This window comes from Paenibacillus sp. FSL R10-2199 (assembly GCF_038000235.1).
Taxonomy (GTDB): Bacteria; Bacillota; Bacilli; order Paenibacillales; family Paenibacillaceae; genus Paenibacillus_AQ; species Paenibacillus_AQ phytohabitans.
Genome location: NZ_JBBOBO010000001.1, coordinates 452,058 through 471,372, shown reverse-complemented (window position 1 = coordinate 471,372; position 19,315 = coordinate 452,058). Strand labels below are relative to the sequence as shown.

Below are 19,315 nucleotides of genomic sequence, written 5' to 3'. Positions count from 1 at the left end.
GGCGCCAATGCCTTTTCTTTTAAAGATAAATATACCCCTTGGGGGTATGGGGAGGTGCGTGAATCATGGAAAAGAGTGCAGAACCGGTCCAGCAGCAGGCTACGCTGCAGATTACCGGGATGACCTGCTCCGCTTGTGCGGCGCGGATCGAGAAGGGATTGTCCCGCATGGAGGGGGTATCCCGGGCGAATGTCAATCTGGCGCTGGAGCAGGCGACGGTGGGATTTGATCCGAAGGTCGCTGGCGTGCCGCAGATTGAGGAGAAGATCCGTTCTCTCGGCTATGATACGCTGAAGGAATCGGCGGATTTCGATATTACGGGCATGACCTGTGCGGCATGCTCGGCCAGAATTGAGAAGGTGCTGGGACGGATGCCCGGGATTGCCGCAGTGAATGTGAATCTGGCGCTGGAGACGGCACATGTGGAATATTCGCCGGGGAATATCAGTACAGCTGAGATTATGGATAAGGTGAGCAGCATCGGCTACAAGGCGGCGCTGAAGCAGGACCGCAAGGATATCGCCAGCCAGCGCGGAGAGGAAATCACGCACAAACGGAACAAGTGGATAATCTCTGCTATATTGTCACTGCCGCTGCTCTGGGCCATGGCGGGCCATTTCTCTTTCACTTCCTGGATCTGGACACCAGAGCTGCTGATGAATCCCTGGTTCCAGCTGGTGCTGGCGACTCCCGTGCAGTTCCTGATCGGCTGGCAGTTCTATGTCAATGCCTACAAAGCGCTGAAGAACGGCAGTGCCAATATGGATGTGCTGGTGGTGCTGGGCACCTCGGCGGCCTATTTCTACAGTCTGTACCTGACGGTGGATTCCTTGAACATGAGCGGTATGCACCATACGGTGGAGCTGTACTTCGAGACCAGTGCGGTTCTGATTACGCTGATTCTTGTAGGCAAATGGTCCGAGGCATTGGCCAAAGGGCGTTCCTCAGACGCGATACGCAGCCTGATGGGACTGCAGGCCAAGACCGCGCTGGTGATGCGCGACGGGGTTGAGCTGAGCATTCCCGTAGAGGATGTCGTTATCGGAGATCTCGTGCTGGTGAAGCCGGGAACCAAGGTGCCTGTAGACGGTGAAGTGGTCGAGGGGCTGTCCTCCGTCGATGAATCCATGCTGACTGGCGAGAGTATGCCGGTGGAGAAGAAGCCGGGTGACTCGGTTATAGGAGCCACCCTGAACAAAAACGGCATGCTCCGGATCAAAGCCCGCAAGGTCGGCCGGGATACGGCGCTGGCGCAGATTATTCGAGTGGTAGAAGAGGCGCAGGGCTCGAAGGCGCCGATTCAGCGGATCGCCGATGTGATTTCCGGGATCTTTGTACCGATCGTGGTGGGGATTGCAGCTGTAACCTTTGTAATCTGGTATATCTGGGGCGCACCCGGGCAGTTCGCGGATGCGCTGGAGAAAGCCATCGCGGTGCTCGTAATCGCCTGCCCGTGTGCACTGGGACTGGCGACACCGACTTCCATAATGGCGGGGTCCGGCCGGGCAGCCGAGTTCGGCATCCTGTTCAAGGGCGGGGAGCATCTGGAAGCTGCACAGGGCATTAAGGTTGTTGTAGTGGATAAGACCGGAACTGTGACCAACGGCAAGCCTGTGCTGACCGACATTGTAACCAGTACCGGCATTGTAGCACAGGGCAAGGTGCTTGCCGAGAACCGGCTGCTGTCGATTACAGCGGCGGCGGAGAAGCTCTCGGAGCATCCGCTGGCGGATGCCATTGTTGCGGGCGCGAAGAGCAGAAGCATTGAGCTTCCGCCTGCAGGGCAGTTCGAGGCTGTGCCGGGCCGCGGCGTATCTGCTGTAGTGGCAGGCCAGAAGGTAAGCGTGGGCACACGGCGGATGATGGAGGAGAGCGGCCTTGATATCGGGCCGTGGACAGCAATCATGACCCGGCTTGAGCATGAAGGCAAAACAGCGATGCTGGTAGCTGTTGACGGCGAAATTGCCGGTGTCGTAGCGGTGGCGGATACGATTAAGGAAACCTCGCGCGCTGCGGTATCCAGACTACACGAGATGGGCATCGAGGTCGTTATGATCACCGGGGACAACAAGATTACGGCTCAGGCCATTGCCGAGCAGGCGGGCATCCGCACGGTGCTGGCAGAGGTGCTGCCGGAAGGCAAGGCAGCCGAGATCCGCAGGCTGCAGAGCGGCGGAGTCAAGGTTGCCATGGTTGGCGATGGCATCAACGATGCGCCGGCACTGGCAACGGCAGACACCGGTATGGCCATCGGCACCGGCACGGATGTGGCGATGGAGGCGGCGGATATTACGCTCATGCGCGGCGATCTGCTGAGCATTCCGGATGCCATTCTGATGAGCCGCAAGACGATGCGCAATATCAAGCAGAATTTGTTCTGGGCGCTTGCCTACAATACGATCGGCATACCGGTTGCCGCGCTGGGCTTCCTGGCTCCGTGGCTGGCCGGTGCAGCAATGGCCTTCAGCTCTGTATCCGTTTTGCTGAATGCGCTGCGGCTGCAGCGGGTCAAGCTGTAATGTTCACTGCTTCTGCTGCAGACGGAGCGATCCGGACTTGAGCGCCGATAACCAAAGAACCGCCGGAGCGTTAATGTCCGGCGGTTCTTTGTGTTGCCGCCGAAAGCGGGCCAAGGGAGGAAATGAGGGGCACTAGTGCCCCTGATTCCGCCGAAAGTGTGCTAAGGGGTAACCGGACCCAATGTATGCGAAAAACCGAATACAATGTGCCTCCGCGAAGGTAACCGGACTCAATGTATGCGAAAAACCGAATACAATGTGCCTCCGCGAAGGGATCCGGACCCAATGTATGCGAAAAACCGAATACAATGTGCCTCCGCGAAGGGATCCGGACCCAATGTATGCGAAAAATCGAATACAATGTGCCTCCGCGAAGGCAACCGGACCCAATGTATGCGAAAAATCGAATACAATGTGCCTCCGCGAAGGTAACCGGACCCAATGTATGCGAAAAACCGAATACAATGTGCCTCCGCGAAGGTAACCGGACCCAATGTATGCGAAAAACCGAATACAATCGGTGCGACCCCCTTATCCCGGAGTCCTCCGTATAAAATCAGTACTTGTTGTAGATATGCTCTTTATTTCGCTTTTTCTCTCGGCCAGAAGAAGCGGGAGCGGTCTTCTAGGGTCAGCACCCACTCTGCAAAGGTAGCTGGCGGCAGGTTACGAAGGCTCGTATGCATTCTGCGATTGTTGTAAAAGTCCATGTACCGGTCCACCGCTTCATAGGCCTCTTCGAACGTTTCGAATGCCTCTTTGCGGAACAAATCCCGATCGATATTACTGTGGAATGATTCAATAAAAGCATTTAAATCCGGCGTTCGAGGCGGAATACGTTCATGGGTCATTTCCCAGCTTTCACACATGTCGCCAAACAGGTGGCTGATGAACTGTGGGCCGTTGTCGGTGCGGATCACAGGGCGAGCGCTGTCAGGGGCGCAGTGATGCTCCATGGCGCGCGCCAGCGTCTGGCAGGCGTGCTTGGCCTCACACGACGATCCCCGGTGGTAGCCGACGATGACACGGGTAAACACATCGATAATGCTCAGGACAAAGAAATGCCGGTCACGTCCCTCCACATACCCGTATTTAATGTCCATCTGCCAGAGCTGGCTCGCTCCTGTAATGACTCGGTTCTCCGGCAGCTTCCGGGGATGCTTAAAGCGCTTCTGACGCTGGGGCTGCAGGATATCCAGCGCCTGACACAGCCGGTAGCTTTTCTTGTGATTGAGCTTCAACCGGTGCTGGTTCCACAAGCACTTGGCCAGGAGTTTGTACCCGTACACGTGCTCTTCTCCAGCGATTAATTCCAGCAGCCATTCCTGGATCTCCTCGTCACTAATCTTTTCCCCAGACTCGTTAAAGGAGTAGCCTGGCTGGGGTCTTCCACGCCCCCCTTGAACGGCCTTTGGGGACAGTGACCTGCGTTTCTTACGGTCGTAGTACGTGGACTCTGCTAGCCCCATGAGACGCAGTACCAAAGCTGCGGTATTCCCCTGCTTAATGAACATGTCGGCTACCTCGATTTTTTCGGATAAGCAGGGGTTGGCTTTTTTAGCAGTTCACGCAGAATCTCAATCTCTAACTCCTTTTCGCCGAGTATCTTGACGGCCTTCTCGTATTTCTGCTCCACTTCCAGGAGGCGCTTCAGTTCCTCCACCTGCTCCTGGGGATACGGATGATCTTGTTCCCCATGGGCCCCTCGGTAATCTCTCACCCACTGATTCACCGTCGCTGGGGTCACCCCATATTTTCGGGCAACCACCGCTGCCTTAATGCCAGACAACACCTCTTGCGCTGCCTTCTCTCTTGTTCCCGTTAAGTGTCCCATTGTGTTCATCCTCCTCCTGTATTCAGTCTACATTTTTATGGGGGAGGACTCCAACTTCATTAGGGGGCTGTGGAGCAATGTGCCACTGATAGGACAGATGAGCTGAATGTATGCGAAAAACCGAATACAATGTGCCACTGATAGGACAAATGAGCCGAATGTATGCGAAAAACCGAATACAATGTGCCACTGATAGGACAGATGAGCTTAATGTATGCGAAAAACCGAATACAATGTGCCTCCCTAGAAGTAGTCTGAATAGAGCAATGTGGAACAGCGCACTACCTGCTTACACAGACTCGCTCCGGCCGGCAACCTGCACGCAAGGCTTGTTCCGTCCGAGCCGGTTGGTGCCGATTACCCCGGCTATGATCAAAAGAGATCCGATCCAATGGTACACTGTAATCTCTTCCCCCAGGAAAAATGCTCCGGCTGCAATGGAGACGATGGTTGAGAGATTGGTGAACACACTCATGAGTGAAGCTTCGATTTTGGACAAGATATAAGTTGAAGTCAGGGTAGTCACCAGCGAGGCTATGACTCCCAGATATACTGCAGACAGGATAAAGGTGCCGCTCGTGAGAGGGCTTAGGAATTCGCTGAAGGTTCCGCTGGCTGCATGTCCGGTGAGCGAAATGATCAGGAAGGTTGCGAAGCCGATCCCCATCATGAGGTAGCTGAGTTCAGCGGGGCTGAAGTGCCTGGAGAGTGACCGGGCCAGCACGCTGTATCCGGCAAACGCGAGACAAGTCAGGAACAACAGCACAATCCCGGTCAGGTTGGACAGCTGAATACTGCTTCCTTTCATGACAAAGATAAACACAACGCCAAATACCGACAGGAAAATACACAGCTTTTGCAGCAGAGAGGTCTTCTCCTTCAAGAAAATAGAAGCGATGATCATCGTCACGACCGGAGTGAACGAATAGAGAATTCCGCCCTCGGCAGAGGTTGCACGCTGAAGTCCGAATACCTGAAGGGTGAAGAATCCCAGCGGATACATCGCTGCCAGCAGCAGTGCCCGGCCAACCGGCTTGCCGCGGTAGGAGATTTTGACCCAGCCGAAGGCGACCGGGACCGACATCACAACAAACGAAGCAGCGAAACGGTAGGTTAATGTATCGAGCGGTCCGGCATGGCCGAGAGCCACCTTGGTGAACAGGAATGAGAATCCGATAATGACCGCATTGAGTACGGCAAAGCTATAAGCCAGCTTGAGTCCTTGCTGCTGCATAGGTACATCTCCTTTGTGTGAGTAAGACTGGATGCTGTGAACATCGTATCTGTTACTTTAAAATTAAAGGGAATTCAGCAGCAGAACAATACCGCCTTTCCGCTACTGTACCGGTACAGTTTGTTGTTTCCTGTATAATAATTGAAGGATAATAGAGGTATCATGAACAGCAGGCCGTGGAATGAAGGCGATGGGAGGCGGGGCAGCGTGAAAAAGTATCATTCGGTTGTATCGGAGATAGAGAAGCGGATGAAGGAAGGACAGTACCGTCCTGGGGAAAAGCTGCCTTCCGTGCGCAGCGCCGCAGCATTCTACGGCTGCAGTGTCAGCACCATTCTGCGGGCCTACGGGGAGCTGGAGAGAACACATGCCATATATTCGATTCCGCAGAGCGGCTATTATATGGTGGAGAAGACGGAAGAACCCGGACCTGCCGGGGGCAGCGGAACAATCGACTTCGCTTCGGCATCGCCCGATCTGAACGTATTTCCGTATCTGGATTTCCAGCATTGCCTTAACAAGGCGATTGACCATTACAAATACAACCTGTTCACTTACGGGGATGCGCAGGGACTGGATTCGCTGCGCCGCACGCTGGTGTCTCATCTGGCGGAGTATCAGGTTTTTGCCAAGGCAGAGCGGATTATCCTTACTTCGGGAATCCAGCAGGCATTGGAGATTCTGGCCAGAATGCCGTTCCCCAGCGGCAGGACGGAGATCCTCGTTGAACAGCCGGGGTATGATATTTATTTGAGGTATTTGGAGGCGGAGGGACTGCCTGTCAGCGGAATCGGCCGCTCCGCAGCCGGGATTAACCTGCGGGAGCTGGAGGAGCGGTTCGCAAGCGGCAGGTTTAAATTGTTCTATACCATGCCCAGGTATCATAATCCGCTCGGAACATCTTACAGCACAGCAGAGCGGCAGGCCATTGCCAGACTGGCCGGCAAATACGATGTGTATGTCGTTGAGGATGATTACATGGCTGATCTGGGTGCCGGACGGCAATTTGATCCTGTATACGCGTATGACCAGACTTCACATGTGATTTATTTGAAAAGCTTCTCCAAAATCATCTTCCCCGGCCTCAGGCTGGGGGCGGTTGTGCTGCCGGAGCCGTTGCTTGTGACCTTCCGCGCCTATAAAGGATACACGGACACCTCCCTGTTATCCCAGGCAGCGCTTGAGGTATATATCAAGAACGGCATGTATGAGCACCACAGGCACAAAATAAAAGCGATGTACGCCAAAAGAATCCAGGCGGTGTATGAGGCGCTCCGGCGGTATAATACGGAAGGTTTAATTGAAGCATCTGCGGACAGCTCCGGCGTCTACATGCAATTCAAATTGCCGGTAACCGTGAATCTGGAACGGCTGGTCAAGCGGCTGGGAGAGCGGAAGATCTGCGTCGTATCCGGCAATGGATTCTATTTATCCGATTACCGGACCCGGGACAAGTTTATACGCATCAGTATTTCCCGCGCCGGGCTGGACCAGATTGATGAGGGGATCAGGGGCATAGTCCAGGAGGTGAAGCGGGGGGGCGGATGGTAGCGCGAAGGCCCTCCTGTTGTCTGGATACTAAATTGTGTTCATAATATTCCTATATAACTGTGAAAAGAGAGGCGAACCTACTGTGAAACCCGTAAATGAAACTCTTGAGCTGTTGAACCGTCATACCTCCGTCCGCCAGTTTCAGGACAAGCCGGTCAGTGACGAGCTGCTCGCTGCCATTATCGGGGCGGGCCAGATGGCCTCTACCTCCAGCAATGTGCAGGCTTATAGCGTAATTGCCGTAACGGAGCCTGCACTTAAAGCGCAGCTCTCCGCCTTATCCGGCAATCAGGCGTATATCGAGCAGTGCCCGGTCTTCCTGGTCTGGTGTGCCGACCTGTACCGGCTGCGTGAGGCGGCGGCTCCCCATCTGCAGGGGGCGCCATCCTATGAGGACAGTACAGAGAATCTGATCGTTGCCACCGTCGATGTTGCGCTCGCCGCGCAGAATGCTGCGGTTGCCGCCGAATCACTCGGTCTAGGCATCGTGTATATCGGCGGCGTCCGCAATAATATTGCCGCGCTGTCTGAGCTGCTGGGCCTGCCTGAGCTGGTCTATCCGGTATTCGGCATGTGCCTTGGTTATCCCGCCGCCGTGAATGGAGTGCGGCCGCGTCTGCCGCTGCAGGCCGTGCTGCATCATAACGGCTATAATGCCGAAGCCGCATTGCAGCAGGCCGGGGTGTATGACGGGATCTCACGCGATTATATGCGCGAGCGGACCGGCGGCCAGAGTGAGGCCTCGTGGTCGGAGATCATGGCGAAGCGCCAGGCTCAGCCGTCAAGAATGCATATGAAGGAATTCCTGCTGGGCAAAGGGTTCATGCAGAGATAACACGTTAAAGTGTGTAACTGAAGCTATATGGATAGCAGCAAGAAGGCTTCCCCCTTAAAGAAAGGGCGAAGCCTTCTTGCTGTTTACAGGATTCAGCCCGCTCTAAGACGGATTGCCGTACCACTTATATGTCATCACTGACTTGGCAGGCACATTTACGATAAACGACTGGCTGCCCCATTGTATCTTGACGTTCTTGGCCGAGGTCTGCGGATTATAAGCGACAACTACCTTGGAGCCGTCGGGATTCTTGAAGGCCACATTCTTCAGATCATTGCTGGTGTTGCTCTGGATGCGGTAAGCACCCGGAACGACAAATTTGCTGAAGTGGCCCAGCAGATAATATTGCTTGGTATAAGTGACATTGTTCTCCGGATTACTGTTTGAATTGTCAGAGTTTTGAATGGTGACCATGCCCCGGTTGGTATTGTAGGCGGACAGCAGGGCAGGACCGTCCTTCTGATCAAGTGCGGCGTTCCAGAGAATAACCGATTTGGACCAGTTACGTGTAATATTAATGAATTCAGTGATCATGTTGTCGAAGCCCTGGCTTGTGCCGTTCTGCGGATCATTCCAGGTGCCGAACCCGCCCTCTGTGAACCAGATGTCTTTATCGGGATGGGCATTATGCATGGAGGTCATCTGCGAGCCGTCACCGCTGTCGTAGTGATGGAAGGCGCTGCCGGCGATATAGCTTGCTTTGCCGGAGTTTTTCAGATTCTGAACGACCGTATTCGGGAAGCTCCAGTTCAGATAATTATGGTCAAAAGCAATGATCTTGGTATTAATCCCGGCATTCTGCAAGGTTGGGCCCAGGTAGTCTCCGATGAAGCCGGTCTCATCCTGCTCGTTCATGCCCATCGAGGGGTACGCTCCGGTTTCATACATAGGCTCGTTCTGTACGGTGACGGCATAAATGGGAATCCCCTGGGCCTGATAGGCCTGAATGTATTTTTTAAAATAATCGGCGTAGGTCTGATAGTACTCAGCTTTGAGCTTGCCGCCGTTCAGGGTCCCGGAGTACTTCATCCAGGCCGGGGCGCTCCACGGTGAAGCAAATACCTTAATGCCGGGGTTCTTGGCAATCGCCGCTTTGACCATTGGAACGATATAAGGCAGATCACGGCTGATCGTGAACTGGCCGAGTGAGGTGTCCCCAGCCGTGTCATCATACGTGTAGGCCGACCAGGTGAAGTCCGAGCTGCCCATCGGCTGCCGCAGCACACTCAAGCCAATACCGGTGTTGCCAAACAGCTTCTCCATCACCTCAGCCCGCTTGGCGGCATTCAGCTTGTAATTGAGCAGCCAGGCGGAGGAGTCGGTCAGGGAAACGCCGAATCCGTCCATTTGCTGATAGCTGGTGCCTTCGTTAACGGTAATTGTATAATCGCTGCTTCCGGTGGCGGAGCTGAAGCTCTTGTCTCCGATGCGGGTCAAGCGGGCACCAGTGCTTAATCCGACAGCCGGCTCCGTATTCGGATCCGAGGTGGATATCCATACCTCTGCCGTTTCCCCTGCAGCCGAAACCGGTTGCGATGCAATGCCTCCGCTGCCCGCAAGCAGCGTGGCGATCAGCGCTGCCAGTCCAATTCTTTTGAACATACATTATACTCCTCTCGATTATGCAGAATTGTAATCGCTTACTTTTATGGCAGAAATATCTTAATTCAATCGTCCATAAAAATCAATAATTTCCTCAAAAAGTTATTTATCCGGGTGACAGTTGTCACCTTGAACGAATGACAGTCCATACTGATGTTCACTTTCGGCCTCCTGTACTATAGAAATATAGCCGGAGGGCATATGGATACGGAGGGATACAGGATGGATCATGTGATCGAAATGAAAAATGTCAGCAGAAGCTTCCAGGATAAAAAAGCGGTGGATCGCGTCAGCTTCACCATTAACAGAGGTTCCATTACAGCAGTGCTCGGGCCTAACGGAGCAGGTAAAACAACTACCTTGTCCATGCTTCTGGGGCTGCTTGAGCCCACAGAAGGAAGTGTACAGGTGTTTGGGCTTCCGCCCAAAGACGCCAGGGTCCGGGAGCGTACGGGAGCGATGCTGCAGGAGGTGAGTGTGATGGACCGGCTGAAGGTCCGGGAGATTCTGTCCCTGATCCGCAGCTATTATCCGCGGCCTATGGAGATGGAGGTGCTGCTTCAGGCCACGGGGCTTGCCCCGGCCGATCTGAACCGCTATGCCGAGAAGCTCTCCGGCGGGCAGAAGCGCAGTCTCAGCTTCGCGCTGGCGCTGGCGGGTAACCCCGATCTGCTGTTTTTTGACGAACCGACGGTGGGGCTCGATATCACTGCCCGCCGCCATTTCTGGGAGAAGATCCGGGGACTGGCTGAGCAGGGCAAGACGATTCTGTTCACCACCCACTATCTGCAGGAGGCGGAGGATACCGCAGACCGGATTCTGCTGTTCAGCCGCGGCGCCCTTGTGGCAGACGGCAGCCCGGAGGAGATTAAGGCCAGAATCGTGAGTAAGTCAGTGTCCTTCCTGCCGCTCGGCGATCCGGCGGTGCTGCGCGGTCAACTGCTGGAGCTGCCTGTGGTCGAAGCCTGCTACGAGAAGAACGGGCGGCTGCATGTAACGACGGAGAATACGGATGAGGCGCTGCGGGCTATTTTTACAGGCGGACTTGCGGTGAAGGATGTTGTGATTGATCAGGGGAAGCTGGATGAAGCGTTCGAGCAGTTGACTATGAGCCAGGAGGCGGCGGTATGATGATGAAACAAATGATGGCCCAGTGCAAAGCGGAGCTGCTGCGGATTATCCGCAATCCCTATTACGTGTTCTGGTCGCTGCTGATGCCGATTATGTTCTATTTCATCTTCACCAGAGTGGTTAATACGGGAACAGACGATACGCAGGAGTGGCAGGCGCATTACCTGATGTCGATGGCCGCCTTCAGCGTAATGGGCTCGGCGATCATGACCCTCGGCATCCGGCTGGTGCAGGAGCGCACCCAGGGCTGGAATACGTTCATCCGTATCACTCCGCTGCCGGGTACTGTTTATTTTCTGGGTAAAATGTTTGGCATGGCGGTGATGCATCTGTTCTCGGTGCTGTGTATCTTTGCTGCGGGATATCTGATCAACGGGGTATCGCTGACGTCAGGGCAATGGCTGCTTAGCGGCCTGTGGCTGCTCGCAGGCTCGCTGCCTTTTCTGGCGCTGGGTACGATTATCGGCTCAATGAAGCGGGTGGATACGGCGAGCGGGGTGAGCAATGTGCTCTATATGGCGCTGGCGGTGGCCGGAGGGATGTGGATGCCCCTGGATATTATGCCGGATGTAATGCAGCGGATCGGCCGCTGGCTGCCTTCCTATAATTACGGAGACGGTGCCTGGGAGATTGTGGGCGGAGGGGTTCCGCAGTGGAATTCCGCGCTGCTATTGCTCGGATACCTGGCAGTTTTTATGCTATTATCGGTCTATATCCGAAAAAAACAGGAAGCGGTGTAATGTACAATGGCATGTGAGCAGTTCCGGTTATTTCCGCGCAGATTTGGGTTCTACCCGTATATTTGGCTGATCTATCTGGTATTTCCGATCTTAAATCTTAAGGGATACAGCGGATACAAATTGTTGGCGGGTTATGTACTGGTGGGGCTGTTTGTGGTTACCTACCGCCAGCTCTACTGGTCGGAGGGCAAGACCTACTCGGCCTGGCTGGGATTGCAAATGCTGCTGATTGCCGTGTTATGCATCGTCTACAGTCCTTACAACTTATATATGGGCTTCTTCGCCAGCAACTTTATCGGCTGGTATACCGAGCTGCGCAGGTTCAAACAGGCTTTTATTGTGTTTACAGTGATGATAATCGGGCTGGCGCTGCTGTCTTTGGCCAAAATGTACGGTACGGAAGGCATATTCCTCTTTCCCTTTGTGCTGATGATGCTGATCTCCCCCTTTGGCATCCGCTCCATGAACCGCCGGCGGATGCTGGAGAAGGAGCTGGACCAGGCGAATGAGGTCATCAAGGAGATGGTCAAACGCGAGGAGCGGATGCGTATCGCCCGTGATCTGCATGACACGATGGGGCATACGCTGTCGCTGATTACGCTGAAAAGCCAGCTGGTCGAGAAGCTGGCCGTCAAGAATCCCGAACGGGCGCAGGCGGAAGCGCGGGAGATCCAGCGCACTTCACGGGCTGCGCTGCGGCAGGTGCGGGAGCTGGTCTCGGAGATGCGCGCGGTCTCTGTTGCCGAAGAGCTGGCCGAGGCCGGGGAGATGCTGCGCAGCGCGGAGATTCGGCTTGAAGTGGACGGAGATGCAGCGCTTCCGGGCGTATCTGATCTGACGCAGAATATTCTCAGCCTCTGCATCAAGGAGGCCATCACGAATATTGTGAAGCACAGCGGTGCGAACCTGTGCCGGATTGGCATCGGGATGACGGCTGGGGAGGTACGGATCACGGTGGAGGATAACGGAGTTGGCGCCGGGCTGCAGGACCGGGGAGCTGAGGGGGCGGCGCAGCGCCGGGACGGCAACGGAATGAAAGGGATGGCGGAGCGGCTGGCCCTGATTGACGGTTCTCTGACCCTGGGCCCGGGAACGGGCAGTGGCATAGGGTCAGGAACAGGAACTGGGACAGGGGCAGGAACATTGTTAACTGTGGTGACGCCAAGAGTAGTCAAGGATAGAAAGGACGGGGAAACGGCATGATCAGCATCGTAATTGCCGAGGATCAGCGGCTGCTGCGCGGAGCGATGGCTTCACTGCTCGATTTGGAGGATGATATCGAGATGGCCGGGGAAGCCGGAGACGGGGCAGAGGCACTGGCGCTGATTGAACGTCTTCAGCCGGATGTATGTCTGATGGATATTGAGATGCCGCTGATGAGCGGTCTGGAGGTTGCGGAGATCCTGAAATCGCGGGGCTGTGCCACCAAAATCATCATCCTGACCACCTTCGCCCGGCCCGGCTATTTCGAGCGGGGCGTGAAGGCCGGGATTCAGGGCTATCTGCTGAAGGATGAGCCGGTGGACAAGCTGGCGGAGGCGATCCGCCGGGTGATGGACGGGTACCGGGAGGTGTCCCCCGAGCTGGTCTTCGGCAGCCTGCGGGAAGAGAACCCGCTGTCGGAACGGGAGCGGGAGATTCTGAAGCTGGCCGGCGCGGGCCGGAGTGCCGGGGAGATCGCCTCGGCGCTGCATCTCTCCTATGGTACCGTCCGCAATTACATCTCGGAGATTCTCGGCAAGCTGGAAGTGAAGAGCCGGATTGAGGCGGTGCGGCTGGCTGAGGAGAAGGGCTGGATGTAGGCCGGGGCATTGGATGAAGGCGGGGGCAACGGATGCAGGACGGGTTACTGGAGGTAGGTGGGTACTAGATGTAGGATGGGGCACTGGTGCAGGTAGGTACTGGATGTAACGGGTTAAATGTAGATGTCCTGGATGAACGGTGGAGCCGGATTTACTGCCAGTTCTGTTGTACTTTGTACAGCAGAACTCTGCAAAGATGGAGTTTTTGGACGAATATTCAGAAATCTGTTGTACGAAATACAGCAGAATGGGATTTATCTCAGAATATTGGGAATTCTGTTGCACCAAATGCAATCACTGGGACAATTGAGCATCTTAAGCTCACGCTGAATAGGCAATATGTTGTACGTAGTGCAACTCTGGTACCCCTTTAATAGGGTGTTTGGGAGAATTGTTGTACGAAATACAGCAATTCTCCCGCTAAGAGGCTTGGAGAAGGAGAAATGCTACCTTTTGTACAACAATCTTGGATCAGAGGCGGGGATTAGGAGAGGAATGTTGTATTTAGTGCAGGATTTCTCCGGATTTCCGGGAAATGTGACTCCCCATCGCAGACGGCAGGTCATCGGGAAATGTGAATAGCTAGGTTAAGCATACATGGGCCAAATAGCGGCGACTCACGTCAGAGGCTCTTGGCCTGCTCCTCGCGCATCCACAGCGAGAGCTGGCGCTTGAGCTGCAGGAACTCCGGCGCATCGGTGATTTCATCGCGGCGCGGACGCGGGAACGGCACATCTACGGTATGCAGGACGGAGCCGGGACGTCCGGAGAAAACATAGATGCGGCTGGAGAGCAGCAGCGCTTCTTCGATGTTGTGGGTGATGAACAGCACGGAGCGGCGGTTCTCCTCCCACAGCTCCAGCAGCCAGCGCTGCATCTGCTCGCGCGTCAGCGCGTCGAGTGCGCTGAACGGCTCGTCCAGCAGCATCAGCTCCTGCGGAGCGAGCATGGCCCGCAGGAAGGCGGCCCGCTGCTGCATGCCGCCGGACAGCATATGCGGATAAGCGCGCTCGAATCCGCCCAGGCCGACCTTGGCCAGCCAGTGGCGCGCGGCTTCGCGCGCCTCCGCTTGCGGCGCGCCCTGCAGCTCGGCGCCGAGCAGGACATTGTCCAGTGTGCTGCGCCACGGGAACAGCGCGGGCTGCTGCGGCATATAGCTGATCTTGCCGCGCTGCCCGGTAACCGGGATGCCGTCCATGCTGACGGTTCCGGCGTCCGGCAGCGTCAGGCCGCCGATAATGTGGAACAGGGTGCTTTTGCCGCAGCCGGAAGGACCGACAATCGAGACGAATTCCTGCGGCTCTACCGTCAGCGACACCTGATCCAGCACAGGCGTCTCCCGGCGGCGGTGCGTGAACGATTTGGAGACGCTGCTGACTTCAAGTGCAGGCGGTGCGCTTCTGGGCTCGTCAAGGCTGCTGCCGGGGACGTCCTTCTTGAGCTGTACAGTATTCGTGAGTGGAGACACTTCGGTCAGCTCCTTCTATATAGAATTTTTGTACTTAAGGCTTTATCTCAAACGTGCTCAGTATAGCGTGTATTGTTACCCTGTGCGTGTTAAGCTTCCTTGCGCGGTTTCCAGCGCACGAGCCATTTCTCCAGCAAGGCAATCAGTGCAAACAGCACCAGACTCAGCAGCACAATAATGACAATGGCCACGAACATCCGGTCCGTGCGGTAAGAGGCCTTCTGCAGCAGCATATAATAGCCGATCCCTTTGTCCGCGCCAATCCACTCGGCAACCACTGCGCCCATGACGGCATAGGTCGCGGAGATTTTGAGCCCTGAGAACAGGGAGGGCAGGGAGCCGGGTAGCTCCAGCTTGGTGAAGATCTGCCAGTTGCTTGCACCGGCCATTTTCATATAGTTCAACATTACCCTGTCGCTTTGCGCCAGCCCGCCCATGGCCGCTACGGCAACCGGGAAGAAGCAGACGAGGGTGATCAGGACGATTTTGGGCAGCAGGCCGAAGCCGAACCAGATAATCAGCAGCGGTCCAAGGGCAATGGAGGGCACATTCTGGCTGAGGATCAGCAGCGGGTAGAGCGCTCGCTTAAGCCAGGGCAGCAGATGGAGCAGCAGAGCCACAATGAGGCCGATGCCGGTGCCGACCGGGAAGCCGATCAGGGTCAGCCGCAGCGTTGCGGCCGTATGCGCCCAGATCCCGGAGGCATTGCCGCGTGATTCACGCGCGATATCGGACGGGCTGGGCAGCTGCCAGGCCGGGATATGGAACACCGATACCGCAATTTGCCATGCGCCCAGAAAAAAGATGACCGCCACAAGGGGCGGCCAGATTTGTCTCCAGGTGCTTCTCACGGCCGGTATTTCTCCGTCAGCTTGTCCATGCTGATGCCGCTGGGATTATGGGCGATCTTGATCTGGGAGATCACGCTCGGGCTGCCGGAGGCAATCAGTGCCTCATGCATCTGACGTACAACTTCCAGCAGCTCCGTGAGCTCGCCTTCCATGGTGGTATCAAGCGGATTCACCTGGTGTTTAACCCCCGACTTCTGAATTACCTCAATCGCAGTGTCCACGTAAGGGATCGAATCCTCATTGTTTGGAGCCTTGGGAATTACCTGAATGCTAAGCAGTGTATTAGCCATTTATTATTCATTCCTCTCATGTGAGTTAGTGTCATTACTATTCCAACCGGTGTTTATGGGCCTTCCGGCAAAAATTCATTCGTAAATGTACTTGCGGCATCGAGCGGTTTGTCCAGCAGCTTCAGGCCGTACATCCACTCGGCATAATTCTGCCAGATTTCTAGCTTCTGCTCACCCCAGCGGGCGGCATCGTCCTTGTATTTCGGGCTGAGCCATTTCTGGCTGGCCAGCACCAGCTCGGGATCAAGATCAGGCACGGCATCAGACAGGACCGTGGCCGCTTCTTCCGGATGGTCGATCGCGTATTGGTAACCTTTCGACGTAGCTTTGAGGAAAGCCTTCACCACTTCCGGATGCTCGGCGATTTCCTTCTCACTGGTGGTCAGCACCGGTGTGTAGTAATCCAGCTGCGGCGCATAATCCTTCAGGTACAGCATATCCAGCGGCTCGCCGCGCAGCTCGGCTTCGATCCCGGTCCAGGCGTAGAAGATCCAGGCAAAGTCGATATCGCGTTTCACCGCAGTGAAGAAGTCAGCTTCGCCGATATTCACCAATTTCACTTTGGAGACGTCTCCGCCATCGGGGTCCATGATGGCTTTCATAGCTGCTTTTTCCGCTGGAGAGCCCCAGCCTCCGTAGGTTTTGCCTTCGAAGTCTTTCGGCGTCTTAATGTTGCGGTCCTTCGGAGCGGCAAAGCCGGAGGTATTATGCTGAATGATAGCGGCGATGGAGACGAGCGGCACATCCTGCAGGCGGGCCAGGGTGAGCGCCTCCTGTGCACTGATGCCAAACTGGGCTTCACCGGAAGTAACCATGGTGTCAGATCCGGCAGCACCCGGCTGCACGATCTCCACGTCAAGACCTTCCTCCGCGTAATATCCCAGCTCCTTGGCGGTATACAGGCCGGTGTGATTCGTGTTCGGCGTCCAGTCCAGCGCAATCTTAACCGGGGTCAATTCTTTAGGCGCGTCGGTGGTACTGGCGGCTGCGGTTGCTTCAGGTGCAGCGGTGCTGTTCCCGGCGGCAGGTGTGCTGCCTCCGGCATTGCTGCCCGGGTTGACGTTCCCGTTGCCGCATCCGGCCATCACGAGCACAAGCATAGAGCTGAGCAGCAGCGGTAATACTTTTTTGACTCCCATTTCTCTTCTCTCTCCTTCCAGCAATCCCTAGTCTTCCAAAATTCAGAGTAACCCATACCAAAAAGCGCCCCGGAGACCGGGACGCCAGTTACTTGCGCAAGGTGAGTTCAACTTCAGGCCCATGAAGGGGCTCGGGGTTGAATGAAGATTCCTACGCTGGCATTATCCAGATCAGGTATAAGGGTCAGTATCTTGTGGGATACAATCTCAGCCGGCCAATTCCAGCACCCCTGGTTCTATGAAGTTCACGGGTATTGCTATGTTCTTACGGTGTATTATAGACGCCGCTCTTGCGGTTGTCCAGTCTCCCCGTCCTAATCTTCAAGCTTTAGCGGCAGAATCCAGGGGCCTTTGAGCAGGAATAGAGGCTCCGACATTCTAAAACGCAGCGTATCCGCGCCGGGCTCTGCATCCAGAAGAAGAGTCTTCAAGATTCTTGGGAATGTCTCGGTATCCTGCCAGCCGTATGAATATTTGTCCCCAGAACCCGGATAGCGGATGAAGAAATGCGTCAGTGACTTTGCCGCTCCCGGGTCAAATTTCACATCCACATCTACACTGACAGCCGTTTCGCTGCTGCGTTCAATGCGGGTGAATTCTACCGGGAAACCGGCAATTTCAGCGGTAATATGAAGGGGCGCACTCTCCCCGCTGGCGGGCAGCGGCAGAACGACCTCCCGGGAGAGTGCCTTTCGTTCCGCTATTTCGATGTAAGGGATGACGACCCTGTAAGACTGTTCTTCAGCTGATGCCAATTCCCGGAACGAGAACTCCGACGGGTAGACCATGGTTGAAGGAGGTTCAACCTTTGCTTTGACTCCCTCTGCATTCTCGACATACAGGCCATTCCAGGATACCAGCGGCTCCAATGAATAAGAATGGACGGCAGAGAACGAATCTGAAAGGGCCGGAACTAATTCAACGCGGACAAGTCCGTCATCCAGACGAACCGGAAAAGCCGTAATCCGCACATCCTGGTGCACATCGCTTGCGCCTAAATGCTGCAGATCATCGGCGGTCACCGGTGCTTGAAGCACCAGTGGCCCGACTGCTGCTGCATTGATATACAGAGTAACCGGTTCAGCGGTTTCAAGCTCCAAATTTCCGGGAAGTGCAGCACTGTAGCTTGCATACCAGTCTCCGGATGCAGAAGACCGCATATTGGAAGTAAAGGTATAACGGTCCCCTCCAATGTCTGCCTGAAATTCAGTAATGACGGGAGTCTGCTGTCCACGCAGCGTAATGGTCCCGCTGTTCTCCTGCAGAAGTACGGCATTGACTGTCAGCTTTCCCTTGCCTATGGAAGCAGTGTAGGGCTTCTCCAGAACATAAAGCTGACTGCCCGGGCTGCTCTCCAGAACCGTACCGAAGCCGGGCAGGAAGCTAAGGGCTTGCTTTAGACCTGCCTGGACGTCAGGGGAGAACGCCAGCAGGCCTGCGGCCATAAGGATCGCGGCCGCCGCCGCTCCAATAGCTGCCCGCCGCCGCGGCTTGCGGACAGCAGCAGGCAGTTCAGGCGCCGGTTCAGTCTGAATAAGGTCGAGGGTACGGCTCTTGATCCGCTCAAGCGAAGCAATCTCTTCTTTAGACCCGGGTACGGGGCTTGACTCAGGCTCCGACAGTAATCCGTCCAGTGCAAGTTCAGCCTCGCTGAATTCCAGAAGATCGAGCTGATCAAATATGCTTTTCTCGCCGCTGTTCATATCCTTTACCATGACCCGAGTTCCCCCTTTCCATCTTCGCCAGTCAGATGTATAGCCTGCTTCAGCATTGTCCGGCAGCGGTACAGACGGCTCTCGACAGCTTTTTTACTGAAGCCAAAGGCCGCAGCCAGTTCATCCAGACTCTCGTATAGGTAATACCTGCGCAGAAACAGGCTGCGGTCCGGTTCACGGAGCTGCCCGATATAGCGGAGCAATTCCCCCGTTGCCTCACGTTGTAGAAATTCCTGTTCGGTGTTGGTCCCGCTCTGCATGTTAAGTGCTGCTTCGTTCAGCGTCCTGCCAAGTCCCGGCTGCAATTTACGCCTCAGATCCAGCGCCTTGTATTTTGCGAGCAGGAATATCCAGGTGCGGAAGGAAGCGCGTGACGGGTCGTAACGTCCGATATTGTTCCAGGCCGCCAGAAACACATCGCTGACACATTCCTCGGCATCCTCTGCACTCCCGCAGCCGGCCAGAATACGCCGGACCAGTCTGTGCACATCGGGTCCGTAGAAGTCGATGGCATCCGCGAGAGCTTGCTTATCTTTAGTTCTGAACCGGCCGGGCCAGTCCAGGCTGTCATGATCATTACGCGTCATAGGAACCTCCGGCATTT

Annotated in this window: 17 protein-coding genes and 1 riboswitch; of the genes, 7 read left to right on the top strand and 10 right to left on the bottom strand. The window is 55.5% G+C overall.

Annotation, left to right across the window (positions count from 1 at the left end; all coding sequences use genetic code 11):
* The first annotated feature begins 65 nt into the window (after positions 1-65).
* A complete protein-coding gene (locus tag NYE33_RS02020; RefSeq protein ID WP_336101575.1) occupies positions 66-2,519 on the top strand; it encodes a heavy metal translocating P-type ATPase in 2,454 nt (817 codons plus the stop codon).
* Between the two features lie 581 nt (positions 2,520-3,100).
* Here NYE33_RS02020 and NYE33_RS02015 read toward each other — a convergent pair.
* From NYE33_RS02015 to NYE33_RS02005, 3 genes are all read right to left on the bottom strand, one after another.
* Complete coding sequence (locus tag NYE33_RS02015) at positions 3,101-4,033, bottom strand: IS3 family transposase (RefSeq protein WP_341064582.1); 933 nt, start codon at positions 4,031-4,033, stop codon at positions 3,101-3,103.
* 5 nt (positions 4,034-4,038) lie between these two features.
* Positions 4,039-4,353 (bottom strand): helix-turn-helix domain-containing protein, encoded by a 315-nt coding sequence (locus NYE33_RS02010; protein WP_052421685.1) that lies wholly within the window; start codon positions 4,351-4,353, stop codon positions 4,039-4,041.
* 289 nt (positions 4,354-4,642) lie between these two features.
* Positions 4,643-5,587, bottom strand: a complete 945-nt coding sequence (locus tag NYE33_RS02005) for a DMT family transporter (protein ID WP_341064580.1) — start codon at positions 5,585-5,587, stop codon at positions 4,643-4,645.
* Between the two features lie 207 nt (positions 5,588-5,794).
* On the opposite strand from NYE33_RS02005, the gene NYE33_RS02000 reads away from it, so the two are divergent.
* Positions 5,795-7,138, top strand: coding sequence for an aminotransferase-like domain-containing protein (locus NYE33_RS02000; RefSeq protein ID WP_042133041.1), 1,344 nt, complete (start codon positions 5,795-5,797; stop codon positions 7,136-7,138).
* A gap of 82 nt (positions 7,139-7,220) precedes the next feature.
* A complete protein-coding gene (nfsA, locus tag NYE33_RS01995) occupies positions 7,221-7,973 on the top strand; it encodes an oxygen-insensitive NADPH nitroreductase (protein ID WP_042133043.1) in 753 nt (250 codons plus the stop codon).
* Between the two features lie 102 nt (positions 7,974-8,075).
* Here the strand turns inward: nfsA and NYE33_RS01990 are convergent, their stop codons facing one another.
* Positions 8,076-9,575 (bottom strand): glycoside hydrolase family 30 protein, encoded by a 1,500-nt coding sequence (locus tag NYE33_RS01990; protein WP_340948205.1) that lies wholly within the window; start codon positions 9,573-9,575, stop codon positions 8,076-8,078.
* 222 nt (positions 9,576-9,797) lie between these two features.
* Here NYE33_RS01990 and NYE33_RS01985 point away from each other — a divergent pair, with 222 nt between their 5' ends.
* From NYE33_RS01985 to NYE33_RS01970, 4 genes are read left to right on the top strand one after another with little or no spacing between them, the layout of a single operon-like run.
* A complete protein-coding gene (locus NYE33_RS01985) occupies positions 9,798-10,706 on the top strand; it encodes an ABC transporter ATP-binding protein (protein WP_340948204.1) in 909 nt (302 codons plus the stop codon).
* Positions 10,707-10,708: 2 nt separating this feature from the next.
* Entirely contained in the window at positions 10,709-11,446 is a 738-nt protein-coding gene (locus NYE33_RS01980; protein ID WP_340949019.1) for an ABC transporter permease, read from the top strand.
* A gap of 6 nt (positions 11,447-11,452) precedes the next feature.
* On the top strand, positions 11,453-12,649 hold the full coding sequence (locus tag NYE33_RS01975) for a sensor histidine kinase (RefSeq protein WP_076243548.1): 1,197 nt from the start codon (positions 11,453-11,455) through the stop codon (positions 12,647-12,649).
* Positions 12,646-13,248 carry a response regulator transcription factor gene (locus NYE33_RS01970; RefSeq protein ID WP_042133048.1) on the top strand — a complete coding sequence of 201 codons (603 nt, stop codon included), beginning with the start codon at positions 12,646-12,648 and terminating at the stop codon, positions 13,246-13,248. The genes NYE33_RS01975 and NYE33_RS01970 overlap by 4 nt, the downstream gene beginning before the upstream one ends.
* Before the next feature lie 622 nt (positions 13,249-13,870).
* Here the strand turns inward: NYE33_RS01970 and NYE33_RS01965 are convergent.
* From NYE33_RS01965 to NYE33_RS01940, 6 genes are all read right to left on the bottom strand, one after another.
* Positions 13,871-14,716 (bottom strand): ABC transporter ATP-binding protein, encoded by an 846-nt coding sequence (locus tag NYE33_RS01965; RefSeq protein ID WP_081969800.1) that lies wholly within the window; start codon positions 14,714-14,716, stop codon positions 13,871-13,873.
* A gap of 89 nt (positions 14,717-14,805) precedes the next feature.
* Positions 14,806-15,567, bottom strand: coding sequence for an ABC transporter permease (locus tag NYE33_RS01960; protein WP_039299509.1), 762 nt, complete (start codon positions 15,565-15,567; stop codon positions 14,806-14,808).
* On the bottom strand, positions 15,564-15,857 hold the full coding sequence (locus NYE33_RS01955) for a thiamine-binding protein (protein ID WP_042133050.1): 294 nt from the start codon (positions 15,855-15,857) through the stop codon (positions 15,564-15,566). The genes NYE33_RS01960 and NYE33_RS01955 overlap by 4 nt, the downstream gene beginning before the upstream one ends.
* Positions 15,858-15,910: 53 nt before the next feature.
* Positions 15,911-16,996, bottom strand: a complete 1,086-nt coding sequence (locus NYE33_RS01950) for an ABC transporter substrate-binding protein (protein ID WP_341064575.1) — start codon at positions 16,994-16,996, stop codon at positions 15,911-15,913.
* Positions 16,997-17,127: 131 nt separating this feature from the next.
* Positions 17,128-17,238, bottom strand: a riboswitch (TPP riboswitch).
* A 72-nt stretch (positions 17,239-17,310) separates the two neighbouring features.
* On the bottom strand, positions 17,311-18,711 hold the full coding sequence (locus tag NYE33_RS01945) for a hypothetical protein (RefSeq protein ID WP_042133055.1): 1,401 nt from the start codon (positions 18,709-18,711) through the stop codon (positions 17,311-17,313).
* The gene (locus NYE33_RS01940) at positions 18,705-19,298 is read right to left on the bottom strand and encodes a sigma-70 family RNA polymerase sigma factor (RefSeq protein ID WP_042133057.1); all 594 of its coding nucleotides are present in this window, start codon (positions 19,296-19,298) and stop codon (positions 18,705-18,707) included. The genes NYE33_RS01945 and NYE33_RS01940 overlap by 7 nt, the downstream gene beginning before the upstream one ends.
* Positions 19,299-19,315 lie beyond the last annotated feature (17 nt).

Excerpts from the sequence above, each read along its gene's own strand:
- NYE33_RS02020 (WP_336101575.1), top strand. The coding sequence starts at position 66 with ATGGAAAAGAGTGCAGAACCGGTCCAGCAGCAGGCTACGCTGCAGATT.
- NYE33_RS02015 (WP_341064582.1), bottom strand. The coding sequence starts at position 4,033 with ATGTTCATTAAGCAGGGGAATACCGCAGCTTTGGTACTGCGTCTCATG.
- NYE33_RS02010 (WP_052421685.1), bottom strand. The coding sequence starts at position 4,353 with ATGGGACACTTAACGGGAACAAGAGAGAAGGCAGCGCAAGAGGTGTTG.
- NYE33_RS02005 (WP_341064580.1), bottom strand. The coding sequence starts at position 5,587 with ATGCAGCAGCAAGGACTCAAGCTGGCTTATAGCTTTGCCGTACTCAAT.
- NYE33_RS01990 (WP_340948205.1), bottom strand. The coding sequence starts at position 9,575 with ATGTTCAAAAGAATTGGACTGGCAGCGCTGATCGCCACGCTGCTTGCG.
- NYE33_RS01985 (WP_340948204.1), top strand. The coding sequence starts at position 9,798 with ATGGATCATGTGATCGAAATGAAAAATGTCAGCAGAAGCTTCCAGGAT.
- NYE33_RS01980 (WP_340949019.1), top strand. The coding sequence starts at position 10,709 with ATGAAACAAATGATGGCCCAGTGCAAAGCGGAGCTGCTGCGGATTATC.
- NYE33_RS01975 (WP_076243548.1), top strand. The coding sequence starts at position 11,453 with ATGGCATGTGAGCAGTTCCGGTTATTTCCGCGCAGATTTGGGTTCTAC.
- NYE33_RS01970 (WP_042133048.1), top strand. The coding sequence starts at position 12,646 with ATGATCAGCATCGTAATTGCCGAGGATCAGCGGCTGCTGCGCGGAGCG.
- NYE33_RS01955 (WP_042133050.1), bottom strand. The coding sequence starts at position 15,857 with ATGGCTAATACACTGCTTAGCATTCAGGTAATTCCCAAGGCTCCAAAC.
- NYE33_RS01950 (WP_341064575.1), bottom strand. The coding sequence starts at position 16,996 with ATGGGAGTCAAAAAAGTATTACCGCTGCTGCTCAGCTCTATGCTTGTG.
- NYE33_RS01945 (WP_042133055.1), bottom strand. The coding sequence starts at position 18,711 with ATGGTAAAGGATATGAACAGCGGCGAGAAAAGCATATTTGATCAGCTC.
- NYE33_RS01940 (WP_042133057.1), bottom strand. The coding sequence starts at position 19,298 with ATGACGCGTAATGATCATGACAGCCTGGACTGGCCCGGCCGGTTCAGA.